Origin of the sequence: Ornithinibacillus bavariensis, assembly GCF_050433565.1 — a bacterium.
In the GTDB taxonomy this organism is placed as follows: Bacteria; Bacillota; Bacilli; order Bacillales; family Amphibacillaceae; genus Ornithinibacillus; species Ornithinibacillus bavariensis.
In genome coordinates, this window is the sequence record NZ_JBNPWZ010000002.1 from 485,024 (window position 1) to 511,240 (window position 26,217).

Annotated in this window: 27 protein-coding genes and 1 pseudogene; 22 read left to right on the forward strand and 6 right to left on the reverse strand. The window is 36.1% G+C overall.

Annotated elements, in window-relative coordinates; genetic code table 11:
- Positions 1-30: 30 nt before the first annotated feature.
- A complete protein-coding gene (locus HNR27_RS06375) occupies positions 31-948 on the reverse strand; it encodes an SDR family oxidoreductase (RefSeq protein WP_429339140.1) in 918 nt (305 codons plus the stop codon).
- A 136-nt stretch (positions 949-1,084) separates the two neighbouring features.
- Between HNR27_RS06375 and HNR27_RS06380 the strand changes: the two genes are divergently transcribed.
- Positions 1,085-1,255: a hypothetical protein gene (locus HNR27_RS06380; RefSeq protein ID WP_212919375.1), complete on the forward strand. Its 171-nt coding sequence runs from the start codon at positions 1,085-1,087 to the stop codon at positions 1,253-1,255.
- A gap of 55 nt (positions 1,256-1,310) precedes the next feature.
- Here HNR27_RS06380 and HNR27_RS06385 read toward each other — a convergent pair whose 3' ends face one another.
- Complete coding sequence (locus HNR27_RS06385; RefSeq protein WP_429339141.1) at positions 1,311-1,541, reverse strand: heavy-metal-associated domain-containing protein; 231 nt, start codon at positions 1,539-1,541, stop codon at positions 1,311-1,313.
- A 167-nt stretch (positions 1,542-1,708) separates the two neighbouring features.
- Between HNR27_RS06385 and HNR27_RS06390 the strand changes: the two genes are divergently transcribed.
- From HNR27_RS06390 to HNR27_RS06420, 7 genes are all read left to right on the forward strand, one after another.
- Positions 1,709-2,917: an alanyl-tRNA editing protein gene (locus HNR27_RS06390; protein WP_212919377.1), complete on the forward strand. Its 1,209-nt coding sequence runs from the start codon at positions 1,709-1,711 to the stop codon at positions 2,915-2,917.
- Between the two features lie 173 nt (positions 2,918-3,090).
- A complete protein-coding gene (locus tag HNR27_RS06395) occupies positions 3,091-4,920 on the forward strand; it encodes a MotA/TolQ/ExbB proton channel family protein (protein ID WP_429339142.1) in 1,830 nt (609 codons plus the stop codon).
- Entirely contained in the window at positions 4,910-5,605 is a 696-nt protein-coding gene (locus HNR27_RS06400; RefSeq protein ID WP_429339143.1) for an OmpA family protein, read from the forward strand. The genes HNR27_RS06395 and HNR27_RS06400 overlap by 11 nt, the downstream gene beginning before the upstream one ends.
- Positions 5,606-5,678: 73 nt before the next feature.
- Positions 5,679-5,843 carry a hypothetical protein gene (locus HNR27_RS06405; protein WP_212919380.1) on the forward strand — a complete coding sequence of 55 codons (165 nt, stop codon included), beginning with the start codon at positions 5,679-5,681 and terminating at the stop codon, positions 5,841-5,843.
- A 27-nt stretch (positions 5,844-5,870) separates the two neighbouring features.
- Positions 5,871-5,996, forward strand: a complete 126-nt coding sequence (locus HNR27_RS06410) for a DUF6254 family protein (RefSeq protein WP_429339144.1) — start codon at positions 5,871-5,873, stop codon at positions 5,994-5,996.
- Between the two features lie 78 nt (positions 5,997-6,074).
- The gene (locus HNR27_RS06415; protein WP_212919381.1) at positions 6,075-6,284 is read left to right on the forward strand and encodes a hypothetical protein; all 210 of its coding nucleotides are present in this window, start codon (positions 6,075-6,077) and stop codon (positions 6,282-6,284) included.
- A gap of 97 nt (positions 6,285-6,381) precedes the next feature.
- A complete protein-coding gene (locus HNR27_RS06420) occupies positions 6,382-7,524 on the forward strand; it encodes a glycerate kinase (protein WP_429339145.1) in 1,143 nt (380 codons plus the stop codon).
- Positions 7,525-7,573: 49 nt separating this feature from the next.
- On the opposite strand, the gene HNR27_RS06425 is transcribed toward HNR27_RS06420, so the two are convergent.
- The gene (locus HNR27_RS06425) at positions 7,574-8,173 is read right to left on the reverse strand and encodes a YqaA family protein (protein WP_212919383.1); all 600 of its coding nucleotides are present in this window, start codon (positions 8,171-8,173) and stop codon (positions 7,574-7,576) included.
- 452 nt (positions 8,174-8,625) lie between these two features.
- Positions 8,626-9,465: an FtsZ/tubulin family protein gene (locus HNR27_RS06430; protein WP_429339146.1), complete on the reverse strand. Its 840-nt coding sequence runs from the start codon at positions 9,463-9,465 to the stop codon at positions 8,626-8,628.
- Positions 9,466-9,782: 317 nt separating this feature from the next.
- Between HNR27_RS06430 and HNR27_RS06435 the strand changes: the two genes are divergently transcribed.
- From HNR27_RS06435 to HNR27_RS06450, 4 genes are all read left to right on the forward strand, one after another.
- Positions 9,783-9,944, forward strand: a complete 162-nt coding sequence (locus tag HNR27_RS06435; RefSeq protein ID WP_212919385.1) for a hypothetical protein — start codon at positions 9,783-9,785, stop codon at positions 9,942-9,944.
- A 141-nt stretch (positions 9,945-10,085) separates the two neighbouring features.
- A complete protein-coding gene (locus HNR27_RS06440) occupies positions 10,086-10,313 on the forward strand; it encodes a hypothetical protein (protein WP_212919386.1) in 228 nt (75 codons plus the stop codon).
- A gap of 90 nt (positions 10,314-10,403) precedes the next feature.
- A complete protein-coding gene (locus HNR27_RS06445) occupies positions 10,404-11,267 on the forward strand; it encodes an NAD-dependent epimerase/dehydratase family protein (RefSeq protein ID WP_212919387.1) in 864 nt (287 codons plus the stop codon).
- A 33-nt stretch (positions 11,268-11,300) separates the two neighbouring features.
- Positions 11,301-11,603, forward strand: coding sequence for a hypothetical protein (locus HNR27_RS06450; protein WP_429339147.1), 303 nt, complete (start codon positions 11,301-11,303; stop codon positions 11,601-11,603).
- Between the two features lie 5 nt (positions 11,604-11,608).
- Here HNR27_RS06450 and HNR27_RS06455 read toward each other — a convergent pair whose 3' ends face one another.
- Positions 11,609-12,502, reverse strand: a complete 894-nt coding sequence (locus tag HNR27_RS06455; protein WP_429339148.1) for a proline iminopeptidase-family hydrolase — start codon at positions 12,500-12,502, stop codon at positions 11,609-11,611.
- A 109-nt stretch (positions 12,503-12,611) separates the two neighbouring features.
- Positions 12,612-13,448, reverse strand: a complete 837-nt coding sequence (locus tag HNR27_RS06460; protein ID WP_212919391.1) for a TetR/AcrR family transcriptional regulator — start codon at positions 13,446-13,448, stop codon at positions 12,612-12,614.
- A 107-nt stretch (positions 13,449-13,555) separates the two neighbouring features.
- Between HNR27_RS06460 and HNR27_RS06465 the strand changes: the two genes are divergently transcribed.
- From HNR27_RS06465 to HNR27_RS06510, 10 genes and pseudogenes are all read left to right on the forward strand, one after another.
- The gene (locus tag HNR27_RS06465; protein WP_429339149.1) at positions 13,556-16,636 is read left to right on the forward strand and encodes an efflux RND transporter permease subunit; all 3,081 of its coding nucleotides are present in this window, start codon (positions 13,556-13,558) and stop codon (positions 16,634-16,636) included.
- Positions 16,637-16,799: 163 nt separating this feature from the next.
- The gene (locus tag HNR27_RS06470) at positions 16,800-18,014 is read left to right on the forward strand and encodes a DUF819 family protein (RefSeq protein ID WP_429339150.1); all 1,215 of its coding nucleotides are present in this window, start codon (positions 16,800-16,802) and stop codon (positions 18,012-18,014) included.
- 814 nt (positions 18,015-18,828) lie between these two features.
- Positions 18,829-19,902 carry an LLM class flavin-dependent oxidoreductase gene (locus HNR27_RS06475; RefSeq protein WP_429339151.1) on the forward strand — a complete coding sequence of 358 codons (1,074 nt, stop codon included), beginning with the start codon at positions 18,829-18,831 and terminating at the stop codon, positions 19,900-19,902.
- Positions 19,899-20,465 (forward strand): NADPH-dependent FMN reductase, encoded by a 567-nt coding sequence (locus tag HNR27_RS06480; RefSeq protein ID WP_212919395.1) that lies wholly within the window; start codon positions 19,899-19,901, stop codon positions 20,463-20,465. Before HNR27_RS06475 ends, HNR27_RS06480 begins: the two co-directional genes overlap by 4 nt.
- A gap of 151 nt (positions 20,466-20,616) precedes the next feature.
- A pseudogene (locus HNR27_RS06485) lies at positions 20,617-21,979 on the forward strand (MATE family efflux transporter).
- Between the two features lie 113 nt (positions 21,980-22,092).
- A complete protein-coding gene (locus tag HNR27_RS06490) occupies positions 22,093-22,818 on the forward strand; it encodes a DsbA family oxidoreductase (RefSeq protein WP_212919396.1) in 726 nt (241 codons plus the stop codon).
- Between the two features lie 134 nt (positions 22,819-22,952).
- Positions 22,953-23,228 carry a hypothetical protein gene (locus HNR27_RS06495; RefSeq protein ID WP_429339152.1) on the forward strand — a complete coding sequence of 92 codons (276 nt, stop codon included), beginning with the start codon at positions 22,953-22,955 and terminating at the stop codon, positions 23,226-23,228.
- Positions 23,229-23,429: 201 nt separating this feature from the next.
- Positions 23,430-24,236: a DUF6612 family protein gene (locus HNR27_RS06500; protein ID WP_429339153.1), complete on the forward strand. Its 807-nt coding sequence runs from the start codon at positions 23,430-23,432 to the stop codon at positions 24,234-24,236.
- A 271-nt stretch (positions 24,237-24,507) separates the two neighbouring features.
- Positions 24,508-25,614 carry a PcsB-like coiled-coil domain-containing protein gene (locus HNR27_RS06505; protein ID WP_429339154.1) on the forward strand — a complete coding sequence of 369 codons (1,107 nt, stop codon included), beginning with the start codon at positions 24,508-24,510 and terminating at the stop codon, positions 25,612-25,614.
- 100 nt (positions 25,615-25,714) lie between these two features.
- The gene (locus tag HNR27_RS06510; protein WP_429339155.1) at positions 25,715-26,170 is read left to right on the forward strand and encodes a DinB family protein; all 456 of its coding nucleotides are present in this window, start codon (positions 25,715-25,717) and stop codon (positions 26,168-26,170) included.
- Positions 26,171-26,217 lie beyond the last annotated feature (47 nt).

The window sequence follows — 26,217 nt, forward strand, 5'->3', positions numbered from 1 at the left end:
TATAATTCATAGGACTGGCACTTTTTTGCCTTAGCCAAATATCTCTCCACCATTGACATGAAGTACTTGACCAGTTACAAATCTGGAATCATTAGACGCTAAGTAGACAAAGGTCGGTGCAACCTCGAACGGTTGGCCTTGACGGTCCATAAGGTTTTCTACCTGTGTCACTTGATCTGCAGAGAAGCTAGAAGGGATTAATGGTGTCCAAATTCTTCCCGGAGCAATTGCGTTAACTCGGATCCCTTTATCCGCGAGATTCCTGGCTAGAGCTCGAGTAAATCCAATAACTGCTCCTTTTGTTGCTGTATAATCTATCAATTGATCATATCCTTTAAACGTTACAACAGATGAAGTGTTTATAATGGAGCTCCCTGCTTTTAAGTGTTTTAAGGCTTCACGAGTTGTGTAGAAATGGGAATAGATATTAACTTTAAATGTATCATCAAATTGTTCATCCGAAATATCTAGTAAACTCAATTGTTGAAACTGGATCCCAACATGATTGCAAAGGATATCCAGTTTTCCGAAATTCTCAACGGTTTTTATCACGATAGCTATGCATTGATTCTTATCTCGTAAATCACCAGGTAAAAGAAGACATTGTCTACCAATTTGTTCAATTCTTCCTTTCGTACGATTTGCATCCTCATGTTCATTTAAATAAGCTATTGCAACATCAGCACCTTCTTTAGCAAAGGCAATTGCGGCTGCTGCTCCCATACCACTGTCTCCACCAGTAATCAAAGCTACTTTTCCTTTAAGCTTACCACTACCATTATAATTTGGATTCTCTATGATAGGTCGTGGTACCATTACGCTCTCTATCCCCGGTTGTTCAAATTGGCGCTGCTCAGGTACGGTTATCGGCACTTCTTCAAATTTAGTTATCTTACCGTAGTTAGGGTATTGGGGATAATTTTCTTGATAAGGATTTTCTGTAGACATGTCATATAGCCTCCTCTTCATATGTTCCTTTGATACCCTATTCTTACTAGGTGAATAATGTGCCTAGTTAAAGAAGGCATTGTACAGACCCATTTTAATTAGCAACGAATAGGATATAGTAAAGGGAGGGATTGAAGTGCGGTATTACTATAATCCAGAGGTAAGACTATTACTTATTCCACAATCTGATCAGAAGGTTACTGTCACATATACAGCAAGCCAGAATCGATTTAAGCTACCATTAATTGGACCAAGACCACCATTTTATACGAATCCAATCTATCAGCCTTATTATACTAAACTATAAAAAAGATGCTTGCCACCGCTATTATTCGTGGTGCAGGCATCTTAATCATTTTTAACTATGCTTGATTGGTGACCTTGGTAGTCGCGTCAAATCCTAATTTACTAATACGATTAATAATATGTACAACATCTAATTTACTAGGGTTAAAGGTTACAAATCCGTTTTCTTCTTCATAATAGACTTCCACTTTAGATACACCATCTAGCTTCGTAAGCGATCGTTCAATTTTTGCTGGACAGTTCGGACAGTGCATGCCCTTAATTTCTAAAGAAATAGTTTGTTCCATTTATATATGCTCCTTTCCAAATTTATTGTCTTCAATCCATCATACGGATTTTCATTAGGATATATGTATAGTATTTAATTGGAGGGACACTTTCCTTCGAGGAAAGTTCGAGTTATATTTAATGGTAGAAATACGTTGAAGCTACAAGGAAAGGTGGACCAAGAAGCATGCCTACGGAAAAATTATTTTATCAGGACCAATACTTAGGACGGTTTACAGCGAATGTACAAGAATCAGCTCAAGATGTGAACGGACGATATTATGTCGTATTAGATCAAACTGCATTTTATCCAACAGGTGGTGGACAGCCACATGATACGGGAACGATAAATGATAAAGAAGTATACGACGTAGAAGAAGTGGATGGGGAGATTCGCCATTATATATCAGAACCGATTGAATCGAATCAAGAATGTGTCGGAGAAATTAATTGGGAAAGAAGAATGGACCATATGCAACAGCATGCAGGTCAACATATCATAACAGCAGCCTTTGAAGAAGAGTTTGGTTATAAAACAGTTAGCTTTCACTTAGGAAAAGAGCTATGTTCCATTGATTTAGAAGTAGATGAGATAACAGAAAAGGAAGCAAAAGAGGCAGAAAGAATCGCGAATATCATCATCCTCGAAAATCGTTCGATTGAAACGAAGTGGGTACAAGAAGAGGAAGTTCACCAATTCAAGCTAAGAAAAAAACTAGCTGTAAAGGATCATATTCGCCTTGTCATTATTCCTGATTTTGATTATAACGGCTGTGGGGGTACACATCCCAAATCAACTGGAGAAGTCGGTTCTATTGAAATCTTGCATTGGGAGAAACAAAAGAAAAATACTCGTGTTTACTTTGTTTGTGGGGATCGAGTTCGAAAACAGCTTCATGAAAAACATCAGGTTCTTCAAAACCTAACCTCCCTGTTAAGTGTTCCACAAGAACAATTAGTGGAAGCAGCTAGTCGTGCGTTACAACATACAAAGGAATTAGAAAAAACAATTGCTGAAATGAAAGGAAAGCTTATTGAATATGAAGCAGATGAACTTTTAAATAATTGCGAGAAGACAGAAACCTATCAGCTTATCAGAGCTAGCTTTACGAATCGAACCATACTTGAGCTTCAGCATTTGGCAAAAACGATTGCTGCAAAGTCAGATGAAGTCGTAGCCTTATTCGTTAATGGAACAAGCGAAAAAGTTCAAATCGTGTGCGCGCGAGGGGGAAATGTTTCCATTAGTATGAACCAGCTCTTAAAGCAGGTATTACCAAAAATTAATGGGAGAGGTGGTGGAAACGATTCAGTCGCACAGGGCGGAGGTGAAAGCCTAATTCCAGCTGAAAAATTGTTGGACATGCTAACAGAAGCGGTCCTTCACAAAAAGTAATTTTATAGCAAAAGCAGGTTACCACACAAACTGGTAGCCTTTTTTTAAATGACTATTCCATTAATGATTGCTAATAACAGTATCCTATAAAGCCCAATGACCTTATGAGCATGAATAGGCCAAGTTAGGAATAGGATGAAGTAGGAAAATGAAATTGGTTAGGAGAGGTTATTGTGGTGCAATTTATTTTGGAATTTTTTACAACGGAAGAGAAAGCGACGGCTATCTTATCAAGCCCATTAATCGAGCTTATCTTTTTAGTACTTATTTTTGGCTTTCTAATCACTTTTTTTGTACATCTAACTCTATTCAGTAAATTAAGGAGACTGCGTAATTACATAGTGGAGACGAATCGTTTAGATATGGAACCACTGGCTTCTTTTCAGAAACAATATGAAATGATTCAGCAGGAGGATTCAGTGGCAGCTGAAACATTTGTTCAAGAGAGATTTTCAAGCTGGAGGGTATTTGGGATACCTGTGATTAGTTTAATTAAACTAATTCAGATGACAGTTTCGGTATTCATATTAATTGGTGTACTCGGGACCTTTATTGGTCTCACAATCTCGTTAGGAAGCATTAGCACTACAGGAGACCAATTAATCGAGAATATTGCAGCAGTACTAACTGGAATTGATGTTGCCTTCTATACTAGTATTGCTGGGATGGGCTTCTCCTTAATCATGACTGTCTTATTAAAGATATTGAATACAGAGCATATGCTGACTGATATTATGCTAAAAGTAGAAACTACTTTAGAAGGTAAAAGTGATAGCAATTTAGTCCGACTTATTCATGTGTCAGAAATGATCAATGAATCCATTCTAAGCCTGAAAGAAACGAATGAGAAATCACTTGGTAATGTTGAACGAGCCTTTACTGGATTTAAAGAATATACAACAGGCTTACAAAAATCAGCAAAGGATTTAGCTCTATTTAATGATGGATTATCGAAGAATTTAACAGAATTTAATACGCTATTCACTCAGATGAAAGAAGTTACGGAAGGATTTGGGGAAGGGACAGCACGATTGAATGAGAATTTTGCTTCGCTATTTACTTATTTTCAACGCGCAGAAGAAAAGCATGAAAAAATGGTGCAAACTGTTGAAGGTACTTATGAAAAAATGAAAGACGTTTCGGATACCCAGCTAAATAGTCTACACCAAATAGAAACTGTTGTTTCGGATTTAAAACAATTTACTTCTTCAGTACTACACGTACAGAAGGGAATACAGGAATCCTTTACGAAAATGAACCAACAAAGTGACCAGCTTGTGCAAAAAATGGATCTTCATAACAAAGAATTCAAACAAATTTTCGGAAGTGATTTATCTTCAAGGCTTGCCGGAATTACGACATACCTTGGAGAATTGGCTCAGGATTTCAATCGCTTTGGAGAATCTTTAGCTGGCCTACCAGAGGCACTACAGGTTATTAACAATACTCAATCAGAATATAGGCATCTACTTGCAGATCGTTTTGAGGAGCTCAAGCATTTCAATCGAACATTTAGTAATCACTTAAAAGATCATACAACAGATTCTTTAGCATTTGAAAGACACTTACGGGAAGCAACAAAAACGTATGAGCAGGTAGGAATTAAAAATAATCAACTCATTCAAGAAATTGATACGAAAATATCTCGTTTGAACCAGGTCTTTAATCAACGTGAGAGCCAATTAGAAAGTAGTATCAACGCCTTAAAGGACACTTTCACAAATTATGTTACAAATTTAGAAAATGTATTTGGTAGTCGGTTAGAGCAGGTTACCCGTACGATAGCAGATTCCATGGACAATACAATGGGCCAAATAAAACGTGAGTTTGTAGAAATAAAGCGAATTAATGAACAGATTCAACAAAGTAATTCGCAATATACACAGCAGTTGCTTCTGGATTTAGGAAGAGAATTACAAGCCTTCATCAGACAAATTAGTGTCGTAAATCAACCGGCACCATCAAGACAGACTGGTATAGGAATGAATCAAAATGGATACTAAATATCAGCGACTATTTAAACGGGAAAGTGATGAAGGGCATTTTTGGCCGTCTTTTACGGACGTGCTTACAGTAATTTTATTATGTTTTATTTTACTTTTTATTGTCATGATGGTCATTAAATCATTTCAAATAGAAGAAATGAAGCGCACCATAGACCAGATTATGGGTGTGCGAGTCGAATTAGTGAATGAATTAAAACGTGAGTTTAGTGATGCATCCTCTGGGATAACAATCGATGAGAAAACGGGAGCGATTATTTTTGATACAGATATTTTATTTGCGTTTGACGAGTCTGAATTGAAATCTAAGTCCTATCAATTCTTGGATGATTTTGTACCGAAATACTTAGATGTACTATTAGCAAGCGGGTATGAAGACTATATAGCGGAAATTATTATTGAAGGGCATACGGATAAAAGTGGCAGTTATTTGTATAATTTAGAGCTTGCACAAGACCGTGCCTATAGTGTGGCCTCTTATATACTCGGTAATGAATTTCCGCATAAAGCAATTCAAAGCCATTTAGCGGAAAAATTGACAGTGAACAGCAAATCCTACACAGATTATCGGACAGATGAAAATGGGGAATATAGTGCAGAGGATTCAAGGAGAGTCGAATTTAAGTTCCGATTAAAGGATGAGGAAATTTTGAACAGAACTAGGGAGATCTTGGTACAGGATTGAAACCCAGCTAATTCATAAAACAGCATATTTACGTTCCTCTCATTCCATACTAATGGAGAAGGAGGGAAGATAGGTGGCTAAACGAACAAAGAAGAACGACCCACAACAAAAAAATAAAAAAGGCTTTGATTCCAGTAAGCAGGACACTGAGTTCTCCAAGGAATTTGGTAGTGCAAAAGCGAATCAAGCTCATAAAGAAAAAGCGAAGAAAGCTCGTGCTAATAAAAAAGGTAAATAATATATTGATAAAGGAGTTCGTATCACAATGACCCAATCGAACAAAGAAAAGGAGAGACAGTGGAAGGCAAATAAACATGCAAAAAACCCTCATGGTAAAGTAAAATCATTTGAACAGCTAGCAGAAGAAGCAGGGAAAAATAATTCAAAATAAATTTTGAACTAGAGCTAGATATTACGTATTATCTAGCTCTTTCTAAACAATATCATGTGATACAAGGAGAAGATACTTATGGAGAAACTAACCTATGAACAAGCGATAGAACAATTAACGAAACTATTTGGTGAAAATGTCAAGAACACCTTTGATGAGCAACTAAAAATAGCTGGTGAGCATGGAATTCCAAATTTTAACCTTGAAAATAATGAAGGATTATCCGTTGAAATTTGGGTTGACTGGGATAAGGAGTCAGATTTATTAAGCTATACGATTGTTCAATAAACCATAATTCTTAGTTAACTGTATTTCAGGGTACGGTATAATGATCTTAAGAAAGGGATATCAATCATAGGATCTTTTCTTAAGGAGTGCTTATTTTATGAAAATACTAATTGCAGTTGACTCTTTTAAGGGTTCCATTTCCTCCACTCTGGCGAGTAGTGCAATCTCAGAAGGTATAAAGGAAGTATACCCTAAAGCAGAAATATTGACTGTTCCACTTGCTGACGGGGGAGAGGGGACAGTCGAGGCTCTCGTGCGTGCAGTTGGTGGACAATTATACAGAAAAGAAGTAGTTGGACCATTGGGAAAAAAGATAGAAGCAGTATATGGCATGACCCAAGATGGAGCAACAGCAATTATCGAGGTAGCTTCAGCATGTGGTTTGCCATTACTAACAGAGAAAGAACAAAATCCATTACTAACGACAACCTATGGTGTTGGAGAATTGCTGATCGATGCAATGGAAAGAGGCTGTAGAAAATTTATTATAGGGTTAGGTGGGAGTTCTACAAATGATGCGGGTGTGGGTATGCTCCAAGCACTTGGGTTCAAGTTTTTGGATGCTAACGGAAAAGAGGTTGGCTTTGGTGGCAAGGTTTTAGCAGAGATTACTCATATTAAAACAACTGAGAAGCATCCATTACTTGAACAATGTTTCTTTCAAGTAGCCTGTGATGTTCAAAATTATCTCTATGGTAAGGATGGAGCTGCATATGTATTTGGTCCTCAAAAAGGTGCAACGCCAGAGATGGTTGAAGAATTAGATAAGGGATTAAGAAATTTGGCTGAGGTTGTAAAAAAGGATTTGGGTATAGATATACATAAAGTTAAAGGAGCAGGTGCAGCAGGTGGATTAGGTGCTGCCTTTTCAGGATTTTTACATAGTGAAATGAGGTCCGGTATTAATTTAATACTAGATCTCATCGATTTGGAATCAAAATTACAAGATGTTGACTTAGTAATTACTGGAGAAGGAAAGTTAGATGGACAAACTTCAATGGGGAAAGCACCCAGTGGTGTTGCTCATATGGCAGCTAGAAGAAATATTCCAGTTATAGCGTTAGCAGGAACAGTCAAACAGGAGGATTTTTCAGTAAACAAAGACGGGATGACTGCATGCTTTTCAATAATCAATCGCCCTATGGAGCTCAAGGAGGCAATGGATTTGGATACTGCTTATCAAAATTTACGGTTTACTACTTGTCAGATTCTTCAATTGATTAAAGCTATAAAAAAATAATGATGATAGCATAAAAGGCAGTAAGAAATTCCTTACTGCCTTATCTTTATCAACCAGCATAATTTTTTTGTGCTTCAATTCGGAGCTTCTTCTTTTTGTCCATTTTTCTTTTTATATAAAAAATGACGAATAGGATTACTGCAATCCCTGCCATAAAGTATGTGAGATACTGTGTGACAAATTCCTCTGATGCGCGGCCGTATAAATAAAAGGCGAGTCCAACAACATAGAACTTTACTGCTCTACCAATAGCTGCATATCCTATTAGCTTCCATAATGAATAATGAAAACAACCAGATAAAATGGTAAATACTTTGAAAGGAATAGGTGTAAAAGCACCGATTAGAATAGCTGCCTCTCCATTTTTCTTAAAGGAAGTGGTTGCTTTATCAACCCATTTCTGTTTAAGAAACTTATGCAGTACTGGTTCACCTAGAATTTTACCAATTAAATAGCCAAACGGGGTTCCCATGATACAGGCAACATAGCCGATAGTTGCAAGTAATAATGCCTCTTTAGGCTCAAGCATGCTTAAGGATACTTGCGTAAAAAATGCAGGTATCGGAAAGATTACTGCATCGATGAAGGAATGAATAAACATTCCGATGGAACCAAAATCTTTAAAAAACTCACTAACCTGTTGGACCATGACACATCTCCTTTTGAGAGGGAATATTGAGGATTTTTTAAATTATATAATCTAAAATAAGTCGTCTATATAAAGTAATTTCCAATTTTTCTAATAATTATAGCCATTATATCATAAAAATAAGTGACAATCCCACAAAAAATGTAGAATTATGTCACTTTTTATTTGTTTGGCTGTATCCTAACCAAGGATATATTTACACTAAACCTTAAAGGTGCCAGCACTATATAGTAGCACTGGCACCTTTAACGTTATTGTCTATTTTTAGGAAAACGTTCTTTTCCTTTCATTTCATTTAGCTCTTTTTTGCTCTTGTGTTTTTTCTTTTTATCCTTCATGCACTAATCCCTCCTTTATAGGATTAGTGTGAGCGTATTTTGGGTAATGTATGTAGTATACTAAGTAATTGCGCGATGAGCCAGCTTTATAAAAGGTGTCAGAAATGCAGTTACCTATCTGACATCCTTTTCTATTAGTTTTTGCCATCTTTTCATAAAGCCCTTATATTTAATGGCGGCTTCTTTTTGAACTTCTCTAGGCATCGCAATAGGATCCTCGATGCCATTTACCAGTAGGGTAATTTTAAAACGATGTCCTGGCTCATCAATAAAATAGGACCCAATCTTAAAAATCTCTGCTTTATCAAATAAGTCATTCAATCGCAAATTAATTTGCCTAAATGCTTCCATATCTACATTTCTCGTATATCCAATATTGATAATGAGCTGCTCAGCCTCTGTAAAATCTTCTGGAAGATATGGTGTTGATATTAAATGTTTTAATGGCTCATCAAAGGAACTTCCTTCGATGGAATGTAAGAATAATGGTCCTCTTTTACGAAAAATAAACGTTTTAATATCCTGATAGTCGATGTTAATTTTCCCAGTTTCATCCACCATTTCACGCAGTGTATTGATTGTTCTATCTTCAATTGTGTCAAATGCAATTCGAGCCTCATGAATTGGTGTCGAAGGGTCAATTGTTTCCATTAAACCATCGCTTTCAAAGAAGACTACAGAATCACAGTAGTCTCGCATAATATAATATTGCTCTCTAGCGGTCATTTGTCTTCTTTTTCCTTCAAAGCGGAATGGAAAGCGGAAAATGCCAATAAGTAAAGGCTTTCGTTCTCGTAGTGACTGTAGCTGTTGTCTTAATTCTTGTGTTTCACTAGCATTTCCACCGATGAACCGGTAAAAGCATAATTCATTACGCTCAAGCTCAACACGTATCGAATGCTCTTTATCGGAAAAGTCCGTATCCATTTTAAATGGTCCAAATAATCTTTCCATGTCGCCGCTCCCAACTCTATTATTTCTATATGTTCACCATAATATCAGATAACCCTAGGAATGTATGTCACATTCTGTTGTGAAAAAGTACTAGTTTTGTTGAAAGCCGTGGTAAATAATAGATTGAGCTCAGAAAGATACAAATTTTTACAGAAAATGGTGTCTGTATCGATAAAGGGTTGTTTTCAGCCTTCAGTCCGATATGTTCTACAGAAAAAGTAGGGATTTTTTGATTGTTAAAATCAGTCGCGGTTCCGAGGTTATTAGCTGTAGAAATGAGTATGATAGGAGTAAGAAATCCAAGGGAGGAAATAACCATGAACATGGCTTTAAATAAAATAGTTGTTGACGAAAAAATGAGGGAAATGAGAAGATATGCCTTCGAAACAAATTTATACAGGGAGTCTAAGCAACAGCTACCAAAAAGTAAAAATATAAAAAAGTATCACCTATCCAATATTTTTAGAAAAGTAAGCTAACAATGGTAAAGGATTGCTTCCAAGTGGAAGTAGTCCTTTTTTCTGTTTTTTATTGAGAGCTTGTTTTAAAAGAATTTCAGTAATAACCTCCAGAGAATCTATTATATATAAGATAAATAGTTCGTTAGTGAGGGGAATAGCATGGTATTATTTTTGGCTGTAGTAATTGTATTAGGAGTAACTTTTATGTTTTTTGGTCAGAAGAATATTGTGAAAGGTATTGGTTTTTGGTTAGTTGGATTAGCAACTTTATTTACTTTCTTATTCTTGCTTATCGTCATGTATTTTTCAACGAGTCCTACTCCTTCTACAGGTTATATTTTGGAGGAGGAGATTGTGATTGAGAGCAGAAATTTAGATGACAAATAATGTAGGAGATATTTGTCTTGTTAAATTCATTTCTATCGCACATAATGAAACCAAAATATTTTACTAGATAAATAGAAAGGAGCAATTAATATGAAGACAGCTCTAGTGTTTGGAGGAACACGATTTTTTGGTGTGAATTTAGTGAATGCATTAGTAGAAAAAGGTGTTTCCGTTACTGTTGCAACAAGACAAAATAGTAAAGACCCATTTGGAGACAAGGTAGAACGTATTAAGGTTGATCGGTTTGAGGAAGCGTCTATCCAGTCTGCCATGCAAGGGAGAGAATGGGATGTAGTATTTGATCAGCTTTGTTATTCTTCCAACGATGCTGAAATTATAATGAATACCTTAGCTGATAAGATGAAGCGTTATGTTTTTACGTCCACACTGTCTGTCTATGATGAAGGTGTAAATATGGCTGAGGAAACCTTTGATCCTTATACCTATGAACTGAAGATGGTTGACAGGAATGATGTTACATATCAAGAAGGAAAAAGACAAGCAGAGGCGTATTTTTTTCAAAAAGCTACCTTTCCAGTCGTAGCAATGCGAATTCCAATTGTACTGGGTGAACACGATTATACGGAAAGATTATTGCATTATATCAAAAGTTCCAAGGAAGGGAAAAAGGTATTTTTTCCAAATCCTGATGCGAAGATGGGATTTGTTCATCAACAAGAAGCTGGTGAGTTCCTAGCATGGATAGCAGAGAAAGACTATACGGGTCCTATCAATGTTTGTGCTAATGGAGTGATTAGCATGTCAGATTTAATGCAGCTCATTGGCGAAAAAACTGGAAAGCCCCTGACTGTAGTCTCCGATGAAGAACATAATTCCCCTTATGGTGTTGGGGCTACATGGACAATGAGTAATGATAGAGCAACCAAATTAGGGTATCATTTTAGCAATTTACATGATTGGTTGCCTGAGTTAGTTACTAAATTAGCAAAATAATAGGGTGCCAGATGTTCCGCGGATTTTGTTTACTTGCAGGATATCTGGGCATTTTCTTTTTTACTGCCAATTAAGGATCTTGAAGTAAATAACATTACTAATCCATTTAAGAAGGATTTCTTAGATCAAAGTGCCAAGAAAGTGCTACATAAGTGGACAATGAAATTCTTTGTTATGTATATGGCTATTATGATCGCCATCTATCTCGTAGAGTCGTTTGGGATGAATATGGTATCTGATATAGTTGTTGTAATGGGAATATTTATAATTCTTGCCGTCCTAATAATTGAAATCATGTTCCTTGTGTTAATTTATAAATATAGGGGATTGAACTAGTGTGTTCAATCCCCTGTAATAGTTAATTGTTCCTGCGATAAAAAGCTTTTCATAATTTTTAAGTATTCTGCTGGTTCTTCGATGTAAGGCATATGAGCACTTTTCTCAAAGATGTGGTATTTGCTGTTCGGTGTCAATTGACTAAAATAAACGGTTGACTCTGGAGTTGCTTCATCAAAACGACCACAGGTATAAAGTGTTGGTACTTGAATCTTGTGTAAATCTGGAGTACAGTCAAAGCTTTTCAAGTTACCTGCTACATGAAATTCTGATGAGCCCCACATTATATTATATATTTCAGGGTTTTTATAGTTTACCCCTTCTTTTAAAAAAGCAGGTCTTTCAGATTCTGGCAATCTACAAACAAAATGATTATTAAAGACTTTGATAGCTTCCTTGTATTCGTCGGATTCAGTCTCCCCATTTAACTCACATTCTTTTATTATTGACTGAACCTGATGTGGTAGTTTTTCGATATTTTCAGCTTGATCCTTTGCCCATAATGGGGCACTTAAACAAGGACTGGAAAAAACAATACTTTGCACACCTTCAGGATTCTTTAAATAATATGCAGCAGCTAAAGTAGTCCCCCAGGAGTGTCCGAGAATATGGAACTCTTCTAATCCAAGACCATCTTTTAACTGCTTAACTTCTTCTACAAATCGATCAATATTCCATAAAGAGGTATCCTCGGGGCGGTCTGATTTCCCACAACCAAGCTGATCATATAAAATAACGGGTCTTACATCTGCTAACTCTTTTAATCCTTGCAGTGACCAGTGAGATGAACCCGGGCCACCGTGTAAAATTAAAACAGGTGCGTTATTCGTACTATTATCATGCTTCTGGTACCAAACCTTTCCTCCGGTTACTTCGATAAATCCTTCTGTGATTGGCATCCTTTATTCTCCTTCCACTGTTTCGTCTGTTTTTTATCATACCATTATTGTAATTATACTTGTTGCACCAACATAAAAAAGAATCTCGTCCTGTTAAAGATAAATCTTACTACTTAGCGAAATCAAAGTACTTAGTTAATAGATATGATAACCTCTTACATTCTGGTTGCTCCGCTAAATTCCCAATTAGTCCATGAATTATAGCAGAATTGTATGTTAACTCTCCTATTTGTTCCTTTAGTAGTATCAATGAATCTTTCGTAAGAGAATCTTCTATTTTTTCCATTGTAGAATTTATTTGCTGTAAGAGAACATCCTTTTGCATTTTTTCCTTTGGAATTTCTTGAAACATTTCCAAGCTTTCATCCGTAATAAACGGTGTGGTCATATGTTTAGCTAATATATCAGTTTTCTCTTCAAGGGATTTCGAAATTAATGCGACATCAAAGTCAATCTTATTAAAAAATAGAAAGCTCGAATAACTGTTTATTAATCCTTTAACAGTATAAACTAAATCATATTTTATCGTTGTAATTACATCACCATAGACCTTTTCTATTATTGACAAGATTGTCTGATCAGTTTTCCGGTCGTAATACCGTAATTTTTCTAGAAGTTCATCGTCTAATGACTGTGTATGTTCTTTCATAAGCAATTTGACAAAGTCTGCATGTTTTATGAATGTTTCAAAGGTAGTGTAAAAAAAACGATACAATGTAACAGGTAAGTCTCTTCCGTTGACCAGGTAGTCAATATCGGTTGTTAGCTCCTGCATAAAATGGTCGATTAATGCTAAAATCAACTCATCCTTTGATTTGAAGGATAAGTAAAAGGCACCCTTCGAAATGCCACAGTAATCTGTAATCTGTTGGATGGATGTAGTTTCAAACCCTTGTTTTGCGAAAAGCTCGAGTGCTTTTTCCATAATTAACTGTTTTTTATTCATTTTGTAAATTCTCTCCTAAAATAACGTACATATAGTTGACAAAATGACCGGTTAGTCATTAGTATAGAAAAATGAGTTCGTATAGTCAATATAAGGTAGGTGTAAATGTGAAGAATTTTGTTAATTTTGTAATTAAGAATAAGTTAGCGGTATGGATATTAACGATTATTATCATTTTCTCTGGTATGTACTCTGGTACTCGGATGAAAACTGAAATGATCCCAGATATATCTATTCCTTATTTAATGGTTACTGGTGTTTATCCAGGAGCTACACCTGAAAAGGTCATGGAAGAAGTATCTATTCCAATAGAAAAAATTGTTGAGAATCTTGAGGATGTAAAAGCAGTTTATTCGAATTCGTACTCCAATATGGCAAGTATTCAAGTAGAGTATGATTATGGAATTGATATGGATGAAGCAAAACGAGCACTAGATTCTGCACTTGATAATGTGACATTACCTGAAGGAGCAGAGGCACCAACCATAACAGCTATTAGCATGGATATGATGCCAGTAGTTGTTCTCAGTGTTAGTAGTGATACGGAGGATATCGTTGATTTAACCTCTACTGTTGAAGATATTATTCTTCCCAATCTAGAAAAATTAGATGGAGTTGCATCTGCAACAACAACAGGTCAACATATTGAGGATATTGAGTTGCGATATGATGAAGAAAAAATGGCTGCACTTGGTATAACTGAAGATGATGTCAAGCAAATGATTCAGGCAAGTGATATGTCCGTATCCTTAGGACTGTTTGAATTTAAAGAAGGGGAACAGGCAGTAGCAGTAGATGGGAAGTTCATGTCTGAGGATGACTTGAAAAACATGTTAATCCCTGTTACACCTTCTGAAACACAACCACTTCCATTTGTGAAGCTTAGTGATATTGCTTCGGTTGAAGTTGTAGGTAAAGTTCAATCAGTATCTCGTACTAACGGTGAAAATGCGATTGCCATTCAGGTAGTAAAGGGTCAGGATGCCAATACTGTTGATGTGGTGAATGCTGTTAAAGACTTAATGAAAGAAGAAGAGGGTAAGATTGAGGGCTTAAATGTTGATATTTCCCTTGACCAAGGTGAGCCAATTGAAGAATCTGTAGCCACTATGGTTGAAAAGGCAGTCTTTGGTGGATTAATCGCAGTGCTTATCATTCTACTTTTCTTACGCGATTTTAAATCAACAATAATTTCTATTATCTCTATCCCATTATCGATTTTCATAGCGATGATGCTACTAAATTGGATGGATATAACATTGAATATTATGACGCTTGGAGCAATCACTGTAGCGATAGGACGTGTAATTGATGACTCCATTGTTGTCGTGGAAAATATATACCGGCGTCTACATCTAAAGACTGAGAAGCTTAATGGTCGGGCATTAATACGAGAAGCAACACTTGAAATGTTCAGGCCAATTGCTTCTTCAACCTTAGTAACAGTTGCGGTATTTGCACCAATGATATTTGTTGGAGGCATGGTTGGTGAGTTATTCATGCCATTTGCCCTTACCATGACATTTGCATTAGGTGGATCACTTCTTGTTGCAATTACTGTAGTACCAGCATTGTCTCATTTCCTATTTAAGAAAAAGCTATACAGTGAAAAAACAGAAGTGAAGCATAAAGAAGCTGGAAAATTAGCGAATTGGTATAAGAGTATTTTAAGGTGGACACTAAACCATAAAATAATTACTTCTACAGTTGCAATTCTTTTATTAGTAGGAAGTTTATTATTAACACCACTAATTGGATTTAGCTTTCTCGGTAGTGAAGAAGAAAAAGTTATGTACTTAACGTACACACCAGCAACTGGTGAATTACCAGATGAGACATTAGAAAATGTAACAGCAGTTGAACAAGAAATGCTAAAACGTGATGATATAGATATTGTACAGCTTTCCATAACTGACAACGATCCACAGGCTTCCATGATGGTTGGCGGTGGTGGGGCATTGATGTATTTAATCTTTGACCCTGATATGAAGGATTTCCCAAAGGTTCGAGAAGAAATTGAGGAGTATGTATTTAATATTGGACAGTCTGGAGAATGGAAGAGTCAAAACTTCTCAACGATGTCATTTGCTTCTAATGAACTAAGCTATACATTATATAGTGAAGACTTAGATAAACTGAATGATTCAGTTGATAAGGTTGAAGAAATATTAAAAGAGAACAAAGGGCTGAAGGATGTATCATCCAGCAAAGAGGACTCCTATGTTGAATATACATTTAAAGTAAGCCAGGATGAATTGCTGCAATATGGCTTAACAACTGGGCAAATTGTTATGCTATTGAATCCTAATCGAACGGAGGACGTTCTAACAACCATCGAAAAAGATGGAAATGAATTGAATGTTATCGTTCAGCACGAACAGCAAACAGAGAAACCTAAGTCTATCGATGAATTATTAGATACAGAAGTAGAAACGGCACTTGGAACAACAATGCCACTATCTGAATTGGTAACAGTAGAAGAGGGAACAACTCTAAATACATTAGCCCGTAGTAAGGGTGAGTATTATGCATCTGTTACTGGAACAATTTTAGAAGATGATATTTCAAAGGTATCTTCTGAAGTTGATAAGGCGGTTGATAAGTTAGAGCTACCAAAAGGTGTTTCTGTAGGTGTATCTGGAGTAACTGCTGATATGGAAGAAACATTTACACAGCTTGGTTTTGCTATGTTAGCTGCTATTCTAATCGTTTACTTTATCCTTGTCGTAACGTTTGGTGAGGGGCTAGCACCATTTGCAATACTATTCTCCCTACCATTTACGGTCATTGGTTCTTTAGTAGGTTTATTAATTGCAGGTGAAACTATATCTGTGACAGTGATGATGGGGCTATTGATGTTAATTGGTATTGTCGTAACGAATGCAATTGTATTAGTAGACCGCATTATTCATATGGAACATGATGGCTTAGAGATGCGTGAAGCTATTCTTGAGGCAGGAGCTACCCGACTACGTCCAATCCTCATGACTGCTATTGCAACAATTGGAGCTCTGGTTCCGATGTTGTTTGGTGATGCAGGTGGAGGTCTGATTTCGAAAGGTCTAGCAATTACGGTAATCGGTGGACTTGCGAGCTCCACATTGTTAACATTGATTGTCGTACCAATTGTCTATGAAATCCTATCCAAAATGTTTAAGAAAAATCGTAAGGAAATACAGGAGAATTAAAGAGAAATGAGGGCCAATAATAAGGTCCTCATTTTTTTATGTTCCCAACGACGAAAAGTGTATGCATAAGCTAAGACGTTTGACCATGTATAGTTATTAGTGACTTAGAGGTATTTGTTCTATTATAATGTGGAGAGATATTGTGTTTTAGGAGGAAATCAATATGTTTTATGCAATCATACAGTCTGATGATACATGGATATTATGGGCATTTTTAGCAGGTTGGGCTGGTATCAGTATTTATCTGGAACAAAAATATGAATGGGCTTCAAAAATATCAGGTGCGATAATTGCTTTAGTAGGTGCGATGTTACTGGCTAATTTTAATATTATTCCAACCGAATCACCAGTCTATGACACCGTATGGAGTTATGTTGTTCCACTTGCAATACCGTTACTTCTCTTTCAATCCAATATATTAAAAATATGGAATGAAAGTGGAAGGTTACTGATTATTTTCTTAATCAGCTCGATAGGTACTGTTGTTGGTGCTATTGTCGGATTCTTTTTATTAAAGGATCTTATACCGGAATTATATAAGGTTGTAGCCATGATGACAGGCTCTTACATAGGTGGTAGTGTGAACCTTGCTGCACTTTCCGCTAGATTTGAAACACCAGGAGAACTAATTTCTGCCACGGTTGTAGCAGATAATCTCATGATGGCGCTGTACTTTTTAGTGTTAATGGTCATTCCGACAATTGCCTTTTTTAGAAAAAGATTTAGGGCGCCACATCAAGAACTAGTGGAGCAATCTTCAAACAAAGAAAACAAAAACCAAGCTGCATCTTATTGGAAGGGAAAGGAAATTTCATTACAGGATATAGGATTGGCAGTTGGTTCTGCGTTTGCATTAGTAGCCATTTCATTTAAGCTAGCAGAAATATTTGATAAGCTTATTCCTACTGATGGCAATTTTATTCTAACAGCTTTAAATGGAATTTTTGGTGATAACTATTTAATGCTGACGACAATCACCCTATTATCGGTGACCATATTTTCTCGTTTCTTTGAAAAAATCCGAGGTGCACAAGAAATAGGAACCTATTTAATATATATCTTCTTCGTCGTTATAGGAGTACCTGCCTCCATTCCTGTAATTATACAAAATGCACCATTATTGTTTGTATTAGTGTTTGTTATGGTTGCATTAAACATGTTTATTTCTTTCCTTTTTGGTAAACTATTTAAATTTAATCTGGAAGAAATAATACTAGCAAGTAATGCCAACATTGGTGGTCCAACAACAGCAGCAGCAATGGCTATATCCAAAGGGTGGAGCAAGCTAGTAGCTCCAGTTTTAATTGTTGGTACACTTGGGTACGTAATAGGAAATTATATTGGTGCTGCAATTGGGGTATGGCTGGGGCTATTTTGATAGGGGAAAGGCGTCTGCCTTTGCCCCCTTTTTTTTGTTTCCGTATTGTTAGCAGCTGCTATTGAAGATATGATACTCCATTAAATAGTTACAATTTAGATGGTAGCTGATTAACATCATTTAGGTAGATATTATGAATGAGATGATGCATAGAGGATGTGTAGACATCATTTTGGCAGATGGATACGACTGAAATGATACATAGAGCGTCTGTAAACATCATTTTGATAAAAGGATATGAATGAAATGATGCATAGAGGACGTGTAGACATCATTTTGGCAGATGGATACGAATGAAATGATGTATAGAGCGTCTGTAAACATCATTTTGATAAAAGGATATGAACGAAATGATGCATAGAGGACGTGTAAACAACATTTCGGCAGAAGGATACGAATGAAATGATTTCTAAAGGACATGTAAACATCATTCACCTCGAAGATTACCCAATAAAATGAATCTTAGTGATTAACTAAACATTATTTTGGTGGAAAACTAAAGTTGTTCTTATTCTGTGTTTATTTTTAACGGGCACATAAGGGGAGAATAGGTATAAGTGAAGCACTGTGGCTCGATTAATTAGAGGTTGAAATAAAGTAAGAATGTGGAAGAAGCAAAATTAGCTTTCACATGCTCAAAATAGGATAACGAAAAGAGCTAGGCAGTTTATTAGCAAAGCACGCAACTTTTATTGTACTATTACATGAGAACTAATCTCATTTATCATTAGTAACGTATGTTCTATACAAATATTTGGAAAATCATATTTAACGTCTGAAATATGCAGTGCGTAGTAGAAAGAAGGGAAAACTGTTGGAAGCATACCGTATTAATCCAAAGAACGGACTAGAATTCGGTCTTTATACATTAGGGGATCATATCGCTAACCCACATACAGGAGAAAGAATCTCAGCAAGACAACGAATAAATGAAATAATCGAATTGGCATCGTTAGCAGAGCAAGCTGGTATTGACTTTTTTAGTGTAGGAGAGAGCCATCAGGAGTATTTCACAACACAAGCACACACTGTTGTATTAAGTGCGATTGCTCAAGCAACGAAAAAAATTAAACTAGCCAGCTCTTCAACGATTATCAGTACACTGGATCCTGTTCGTGTTTATGAGGATTTTGCTACTATCGATTTAATTTCTAATGGTCGTACAGAGATAGTTGCAGGTCGAGCATCAAGGGTCGGTGTTTTTGAATTGCTAGGATATGATTTAAGAGATTATGAGGAATTATTTGAAGAAAAGTTTGAATTGCTACTCAAAATTAATGAGGAAGAAGTTGTCAATTGGAGTGGGGAATATCGAGCACCACTCAAAAATGCAAAAATACTTCCAAGACCAGTGAACGGATCCTTACCGATATGGAGAGCCGTTGGTGGACCGCCTTCGAGTGCAATTAAGGCTGGTTATCGAGGTGTACCGATGTTTCTCGCTATGTTAGGTGGACCTGCCAATAGCTTTAAACACTCCATTGACGCATATAGGGAAGCCGCTAGACTGAACGGACATCAGCCAGATGAACTTCCAATAGCTACAGCAGGATTTTTCTATGCTGCTGAGACTACACAGCAAGCACAACGAGAAACATATGACTTTATTAATGAAGGTATGAAGCTAACCAATGGACGTGGATTTCCGAAGCAGCATTTTGCTCAAGGTGCACATCCTCATGATGTGATGAATATTGGTAGCCCTGAGCTAATTATTGAAAAGATTTTATATCAGCATGAGGTTTTCGGACATCAGCGATATATTGCACAGATGGACTTTGGTGGAATTACTTTCGATAATTTAAAACGAAATATTGATCTAATTGGTGAGAAGATTTTACCAGTAATAAAGAAGTATACTCGGGAGAAATCGGAGGGACAATCATGAAAATAGTAGGCTTATCCGGGTCTATTGTTGGTTCAAAAACAAGAACGGCAATGGAACATACAATAAAGATTTTAGCAGAAAAAAATCCGGATATGGAGATTACATTAATTGATTTAGCAGATTATGATATACAGTTTAGTGATGGCCGAAATTATTTAGAATATGAAGGAGATACTGGATTTGTTTCTAAGGTGTTGATGGAAGCGGATGCAATTATAATTGGTACACCTGTTTTTCAAGCTTCTATCCCAGCAACATTGAAGAACATTTTTGATTTATTACCTGAACGTGCGTTCATGGATAAAGTGGTTGGAATAATTATTACTGCTGGTTCGGCTAAGCATTACTTGGTTGCTGAGCAACAATTAAAGCCAATCCTATCGTATATGAAAGCAAATCTTGTTCAGTCCTATGTTTTTATTGAAGATCAGGATTTTTATCGTAAGGAAATTACAAATGATGATGTATTATTTCGACTAGAACGTTTAGTTGATGATCTTATTTTATTAGTCAAGACATACCAGTCCATGCAAGAGACGAGAGAGGCAGAATATGGATTTTAAAAGAATCTGGTGTTGAAACCAGATTCTTTCTTAATGTATTTAAAATAGTACTGTACTTTTTACATTTGCTAGGATTATAATTATCATATTCTTTTGAACAAAATAGGAAAAGAAAAGAAGCGTGTATATTGTGAGAAGTACAAAATTAAATATGAAGCAACAACTCACTTCGTTAATGAGTAAGCACTTATCAGGGAAATCGATGAGTTATAAAGAAATTATAACCATCTTTATCCCTATTTTTGTTGATCAAGCATTCTTAATATTTATGAGTATGCTTAATACAGCCATGATAAGTTCATCAGGGGTTGCGGCTGTTAGCGCTGTAAGTATGGTAGATTCCCTTAATATATTCCTTGTAAATGTCTTTATTGCAGTTGCAACAGGTGGAACTGTTATTGTAGCACAGTATAAGGGAACTAAAAATATGGAAATGGTCTCGAAAACAGCTGCACAGGCTGTTTCCGCTGTTACTATTCTATCCTTATTATTAAGTGTATTTGTCATTGTATTTCATTCGCCAACGATTCATCTTCTATTTGGAAATGCTGAAGCGGATGTGTTAGCCAATGCAAAGCTATATCTGATAGGTAGTGCCATATCCTATCCATTGATAGGTATTTACCAAGCGGTGTGTGGTGGTCTTCGTGGAACAGGTGATACGAAACCAGTACTTGGACTATCATTGTTTATGAACCTAACAAATGTTCTCTTGAATCTATTTTTAATAACGATATTAAATCTGGGAATTGTTGGATTAGTTATTTCTGTTATTGTCTCTAGAACATTAGGGATGATCGCATCCGTTGTTTATTTGGTGAGATTTAATGAAACGATTCGACTGCGTCTGAAACAGGCATTGCATATTGATCTTTCTATTCAAAAGAAGATCATGTATATCGGAATGCCATTTGCTGCGGAGCAACTATTTTTTAATGGTGGTAAATTATTAACGCAAACGTTTATTGTTTTCTTAGGTACCTATTCCTTAACGTCATATGCTATTGCAAATTCAATTGCTTGGCTTTATCAAATCGGGCCTAATTCCCTTTGTATTGCAATCGTTACAGTAGTAGGACAATGTATAGGAAGAAGAGACATAGAAGATGCTAGGAAGTTTATTAAATCGTTTTTAGGACTTTCAGCCATTTTCTTTGTGGTTTCGGCAATTATCTTTTTGCCGCTATTCCCATTAATGATGAAAATGTTTAATCCACCTGTAGAAATCATAGGTACTATTTTCATTATGGTTTTATTGAGTGCAGTTTTTCATCCGATTTTATGGTCGTTTAGCTTCTTATTACCGGCGGCATTACGTGCAGCTGGTGACTCTAAATTTACTTCTGTAACCTCTTTATTTACGATGTGGATTGTACGTGTTGTACTTGGGTATATCTTTGGTATTACATTGGGCTATGGAATCATAGGAGTATGGATAGCGATGATTCTTGAATGGGGAGTTCGTCTATATTCGTTTTAAAGGGCATAAATGGTATGCTCATCAGTTGATATAGAACGAACTCTACGTTTTGCTATTCATGCTGCATTTTGAAATGAAGCATGAGGTTTGTCTTCAACCATAACTTATGCAACAATATAGCAGATAACTAAAAAAAGAGGTGTACGCATGAAAATAGAAATATGGTCAGATTTTGTATGTCCATTTTGTTATATAGGAAAACGTCGTTTAGAACATGCTCTAGAGCAATTTCCCTATCGTGATAAGGTTGAGTTAGAATATAGGAGCTTTGAACTTGATCCGAATGCTGCAATTTACTCAGGTAAATCTATTCACGAAGCATTAGCAAATAAGTATGGAATGAGTTTAGATGAGGCGAGACAAGCTAATGAGAATGTGGGCCAGCAAGCTAAGACAGTTGGTTTAGACTATGATTTTGATGGTATGAAACCGACAAATACATTTGATGCACATCGACTAGCAAAATATGCAAGTACTGTCGGAAAAGAGAAAGAGATTACGGAAAGCCTTCTTCATGCTTATTTTGTTGAAGCTAAGTTAATCAGTAATCATGATACATTATTGGAGATAGCAGAATCTGTAGGATTAGATAGAGAAATGACTTTATCCGTTTTAAAGGATACAGACCGATTCGCAACTGAGGTTCGTAATGAAGAGATGCAAGCTCAAGCATTTGGAGCAACTGGGGTACCATTTTTCGTTATTAACCAAAAGTATGCTATTTCAGGCGCTCAACCAACGGAACTGTTTTTAAGTGCTTTAAATCAGGTATGGGAAGAAGAAGCGCCAAAGCCAAAATTGCAGAGTCTCGTTGAAGATGAATCCAATATGGTATGCACTGATGAGGGTTGTATCATACCTCCAGAAAAGTAGAAAAGTGACCTTGCCGATAAGGCAATGGTCATTTTTTCTATATAAAATTACCATCCCTCTTGAATACTACATAATTGCTGGATAGGTTGGAACAATAAAAGTAGTGTTTTATATGATTTTAGGAGGTAGACATTTTGCCACAGGTTAATTTACATGAAAAGCTACAACGGGTAAGTGAAATGGTGAATGATGCCCAAGAGGCTGTAATACAAGCTCAGGGTCAGAATCTACATGTGTTAGAGCATGCGTATAGCTTACTTAAACAAGCAGAGAATGAGTTAAAAAATGTTCAAAATCAAGCTGGGGCCGAAGCAACTGAGAATCCACAGTTCCAACAGGCTTTTGAGGAATTACATGATGTCCGACAGCAAGTACAAGAGGCACAGCAAAATATTGCGGACATCCCATAACTATGAGGAAGGAAAGCTTCATTCGAAGTATACCTTCCTCTTATTATGTTTTTGAAATAGTAAAAAGGACCCTTTATACTCAACAGAAACCTCTTATGAAATGGTACTTTCGAATCAAAAATTGTCATATCGACTTTATTCGAAACCTTCGTAAGATAGTTGACGTAATACTGTTGACTATCTATTAAGGGGATGAATTATTTGAAGAAATGGTTAGTAGGAATTGCTTTCGTTTTTACTTCGTTTACTCTTGCTGCATGTAGCGAAAGTGCAGAGGAAGTCTATACAAAGGCATTAGAGGCAGCGGAGAAAATGGAAAGTGCAGAAGTTAGTACAGTTTTGAATCAAGAAATATCAATGGCAAATGAGGGGAAAGTAACTATTGAAAGCGATATGGAAGGTTCTGTGGTATTAGAGCCATTAGCAATGCACCAAAAGGGTAAAATGGCTATGTCCTTAGAGGGCGAGGAGTCACTTAATATGGATACAGAGATTTATCTTGTGGATGATGAAATGTATGTGTTTGAGTCACTCACGAATCAATGGATAAAGGCTGATAGTTCATTAATACCTATAGAAACATTAACGGCGGATCAACCAAATGTCACAGAACAACTTAAGATGGTAGAAGACTATATTCAGGATCTTGAATTTGAAGAAAAGGATAATGAGTTTATATACAAGCTAACTGCTGATGGTGAGGATTTTAAAAAGCTTACGCAGCAAATGTTAGAGGAATACCTTCCAAAGGATATTACAAATGAAATTGGTGATTTATCAACACTATTAGAAGAGATGGATATTAAAAAATTATCTGTTGAGATGGTTTTGGACAACAAAACATACGACTTAAAGAAATATAATCTCGTTATGGAAATGACAATGAATGTTGAAGGCGAAGATATTTCTATTATCCAAAATGTGAAATCAACCTATAAAAAAATCAACACAATTGATAAGATAGAAGTTCCACAGGAAGTAAAAGATGACGCAGTTGATGCTTCTTGATTTTAAAAGCAAGAACAAGGATTGGTCTAAAGAGATCAATCCTTCCTTTTTGTAGAAATATCCTATATCTCCTTATTTCCCCCTATTTCAATTCATAAATCATAATTTTCCAATAATAAACACCGGCTTGAGAGCTAGGTACTAAGTTATGATACAGAAATGTAAAGTTGCTCTAAAGTTGATGAAATCTAGTAATGATATACTCTTCATAGTAGATTTTTAAATAAAGAGAAAGAGATACTACGAGAATAAGAGGAAAGCAGGGGAAAGCTTGAGAAAACTAACCGCAATTACCTTCGCTGTTACCGTACTATTTGGTAGTACAATAAATAGTGTTCAAGTTTTTGCAGATTCGAAGGATGATCTACAAGATATTCAGAAGCAACGTCAAGATATAAAAAACAATCTGTCAGGTGCGCAAGCAAAAATTGCAGATGTAATGGCTGAAATAGACGATTTAAATGAGGAAATTCAACGTGTAAACGAGGAAATTTCTCAAAAACAAGAAGTGATTGATCAGACTGATAATAAAATACAAGGTACTGTTCAAGAAATTGGGAAGCTTCAGCAGGAAATCGCGGAGCTTCAGGATGATATTAAAAAGCGTCAGGATATCCTGGAAAAAAGGATGTCTTCCTACCAAAAAACGGGTGGTTCTATAAGCTATCTAGAGGTTTTATTTGGAGCGCAAAGCTTTACGGACTTTATTAGCCGAGCCGCCATAGTAAGTACTATTACAGACTCAGATAGTGAACTAATCGATCAATTAGATTCAGATATAAAAACAGTGGAAGAAAAGAAGCTTGAGTCTCTAAATAAGCTTGATCAATTAAATGAAATGAGAAAAGAGCAAGAAGAAAATCTTGCTGCTATTCAGGGGAAAAAACAAGCAAATGAGAATAGTAAGCATAAACTTGAGAAAAAACAATCCGATTTACTAACCAACATTAACGAATTGAAGTCAAAGGATAGTAACCTTGCAAAAGTGGAATCAGATGTAAAGGCAAGTATTGCTGCTGAAGAAGCTAGAAAAGCAAGAGAACTGGAACAAAAGTCAAGTGGAACTGGCCAACCAATCAAGAATGTAAAGGGTAAAACCATTACTGTTACCGCTACTGCATATACTGCAAGCTGTGAAGGGTGCTCTGGTGTAACAAAAACAGGAATAAACTTAAAAGCTAATCCAAATGCCAAAGTTATTGCTGTTGACCCATCTGTTATCCCACTAGGATCAGTGGTTTATGTAGAGGGTTATGGCTATGCGATAGCAGGTGATGTTGGTTCAGCTATAAAGGGCAATAGAATAGATGTATTTGTATCCTCCCAAGCAAAAGCATTAAAATGGGGAGTAAAAAAACTTAAAGTAACCATACAGTAATAGAGATGTGTGCTTTTGTTTACTAGACAAAAGCCACATCTCTTTTTTTTATCTAAGGATTCCTTTATACTAGAAGGATGATTGTATAGGAGGATATAGAATGTCTGTAATAAAACAATTTAATTTAACACGAACATCCCTATTAACGTTTTTAAGTGAGTTAGATGAAGAAGCTTTGGACAAGAAAACAAATTACTTTGACAATACGATTCGTTGGTATATTGGTAACACTTTATTTATGGATGAGAAATTGTTATTTGTTAGTAAACAATCTCGAAAACTTCCTGAGGAATATGCCCAATTATTTAGTTCGGATATTCTTTCGTCCGAATGGACAATAAAAGCACCATCACTAGAACAGCTAATAAATGATTTAGAGGACCAACAAAATCGTATTAATAACTTTGATGAGTTTTTCTGGAAATCAAATGTAAAGTTTAAGGTTCCTTATGGGCATGTGGAAACACACGGTGACTTGTTAATAATGCTGGCGCATCGTGAGGCAGAAATTTTAGGTAGAATGAAAGCGATGAAGCAAGTAGTGGAGGCTGAATAAAGACATCCAGAGTCGGAAAATCGACTTTGGATTTTTTTAGTTATAGA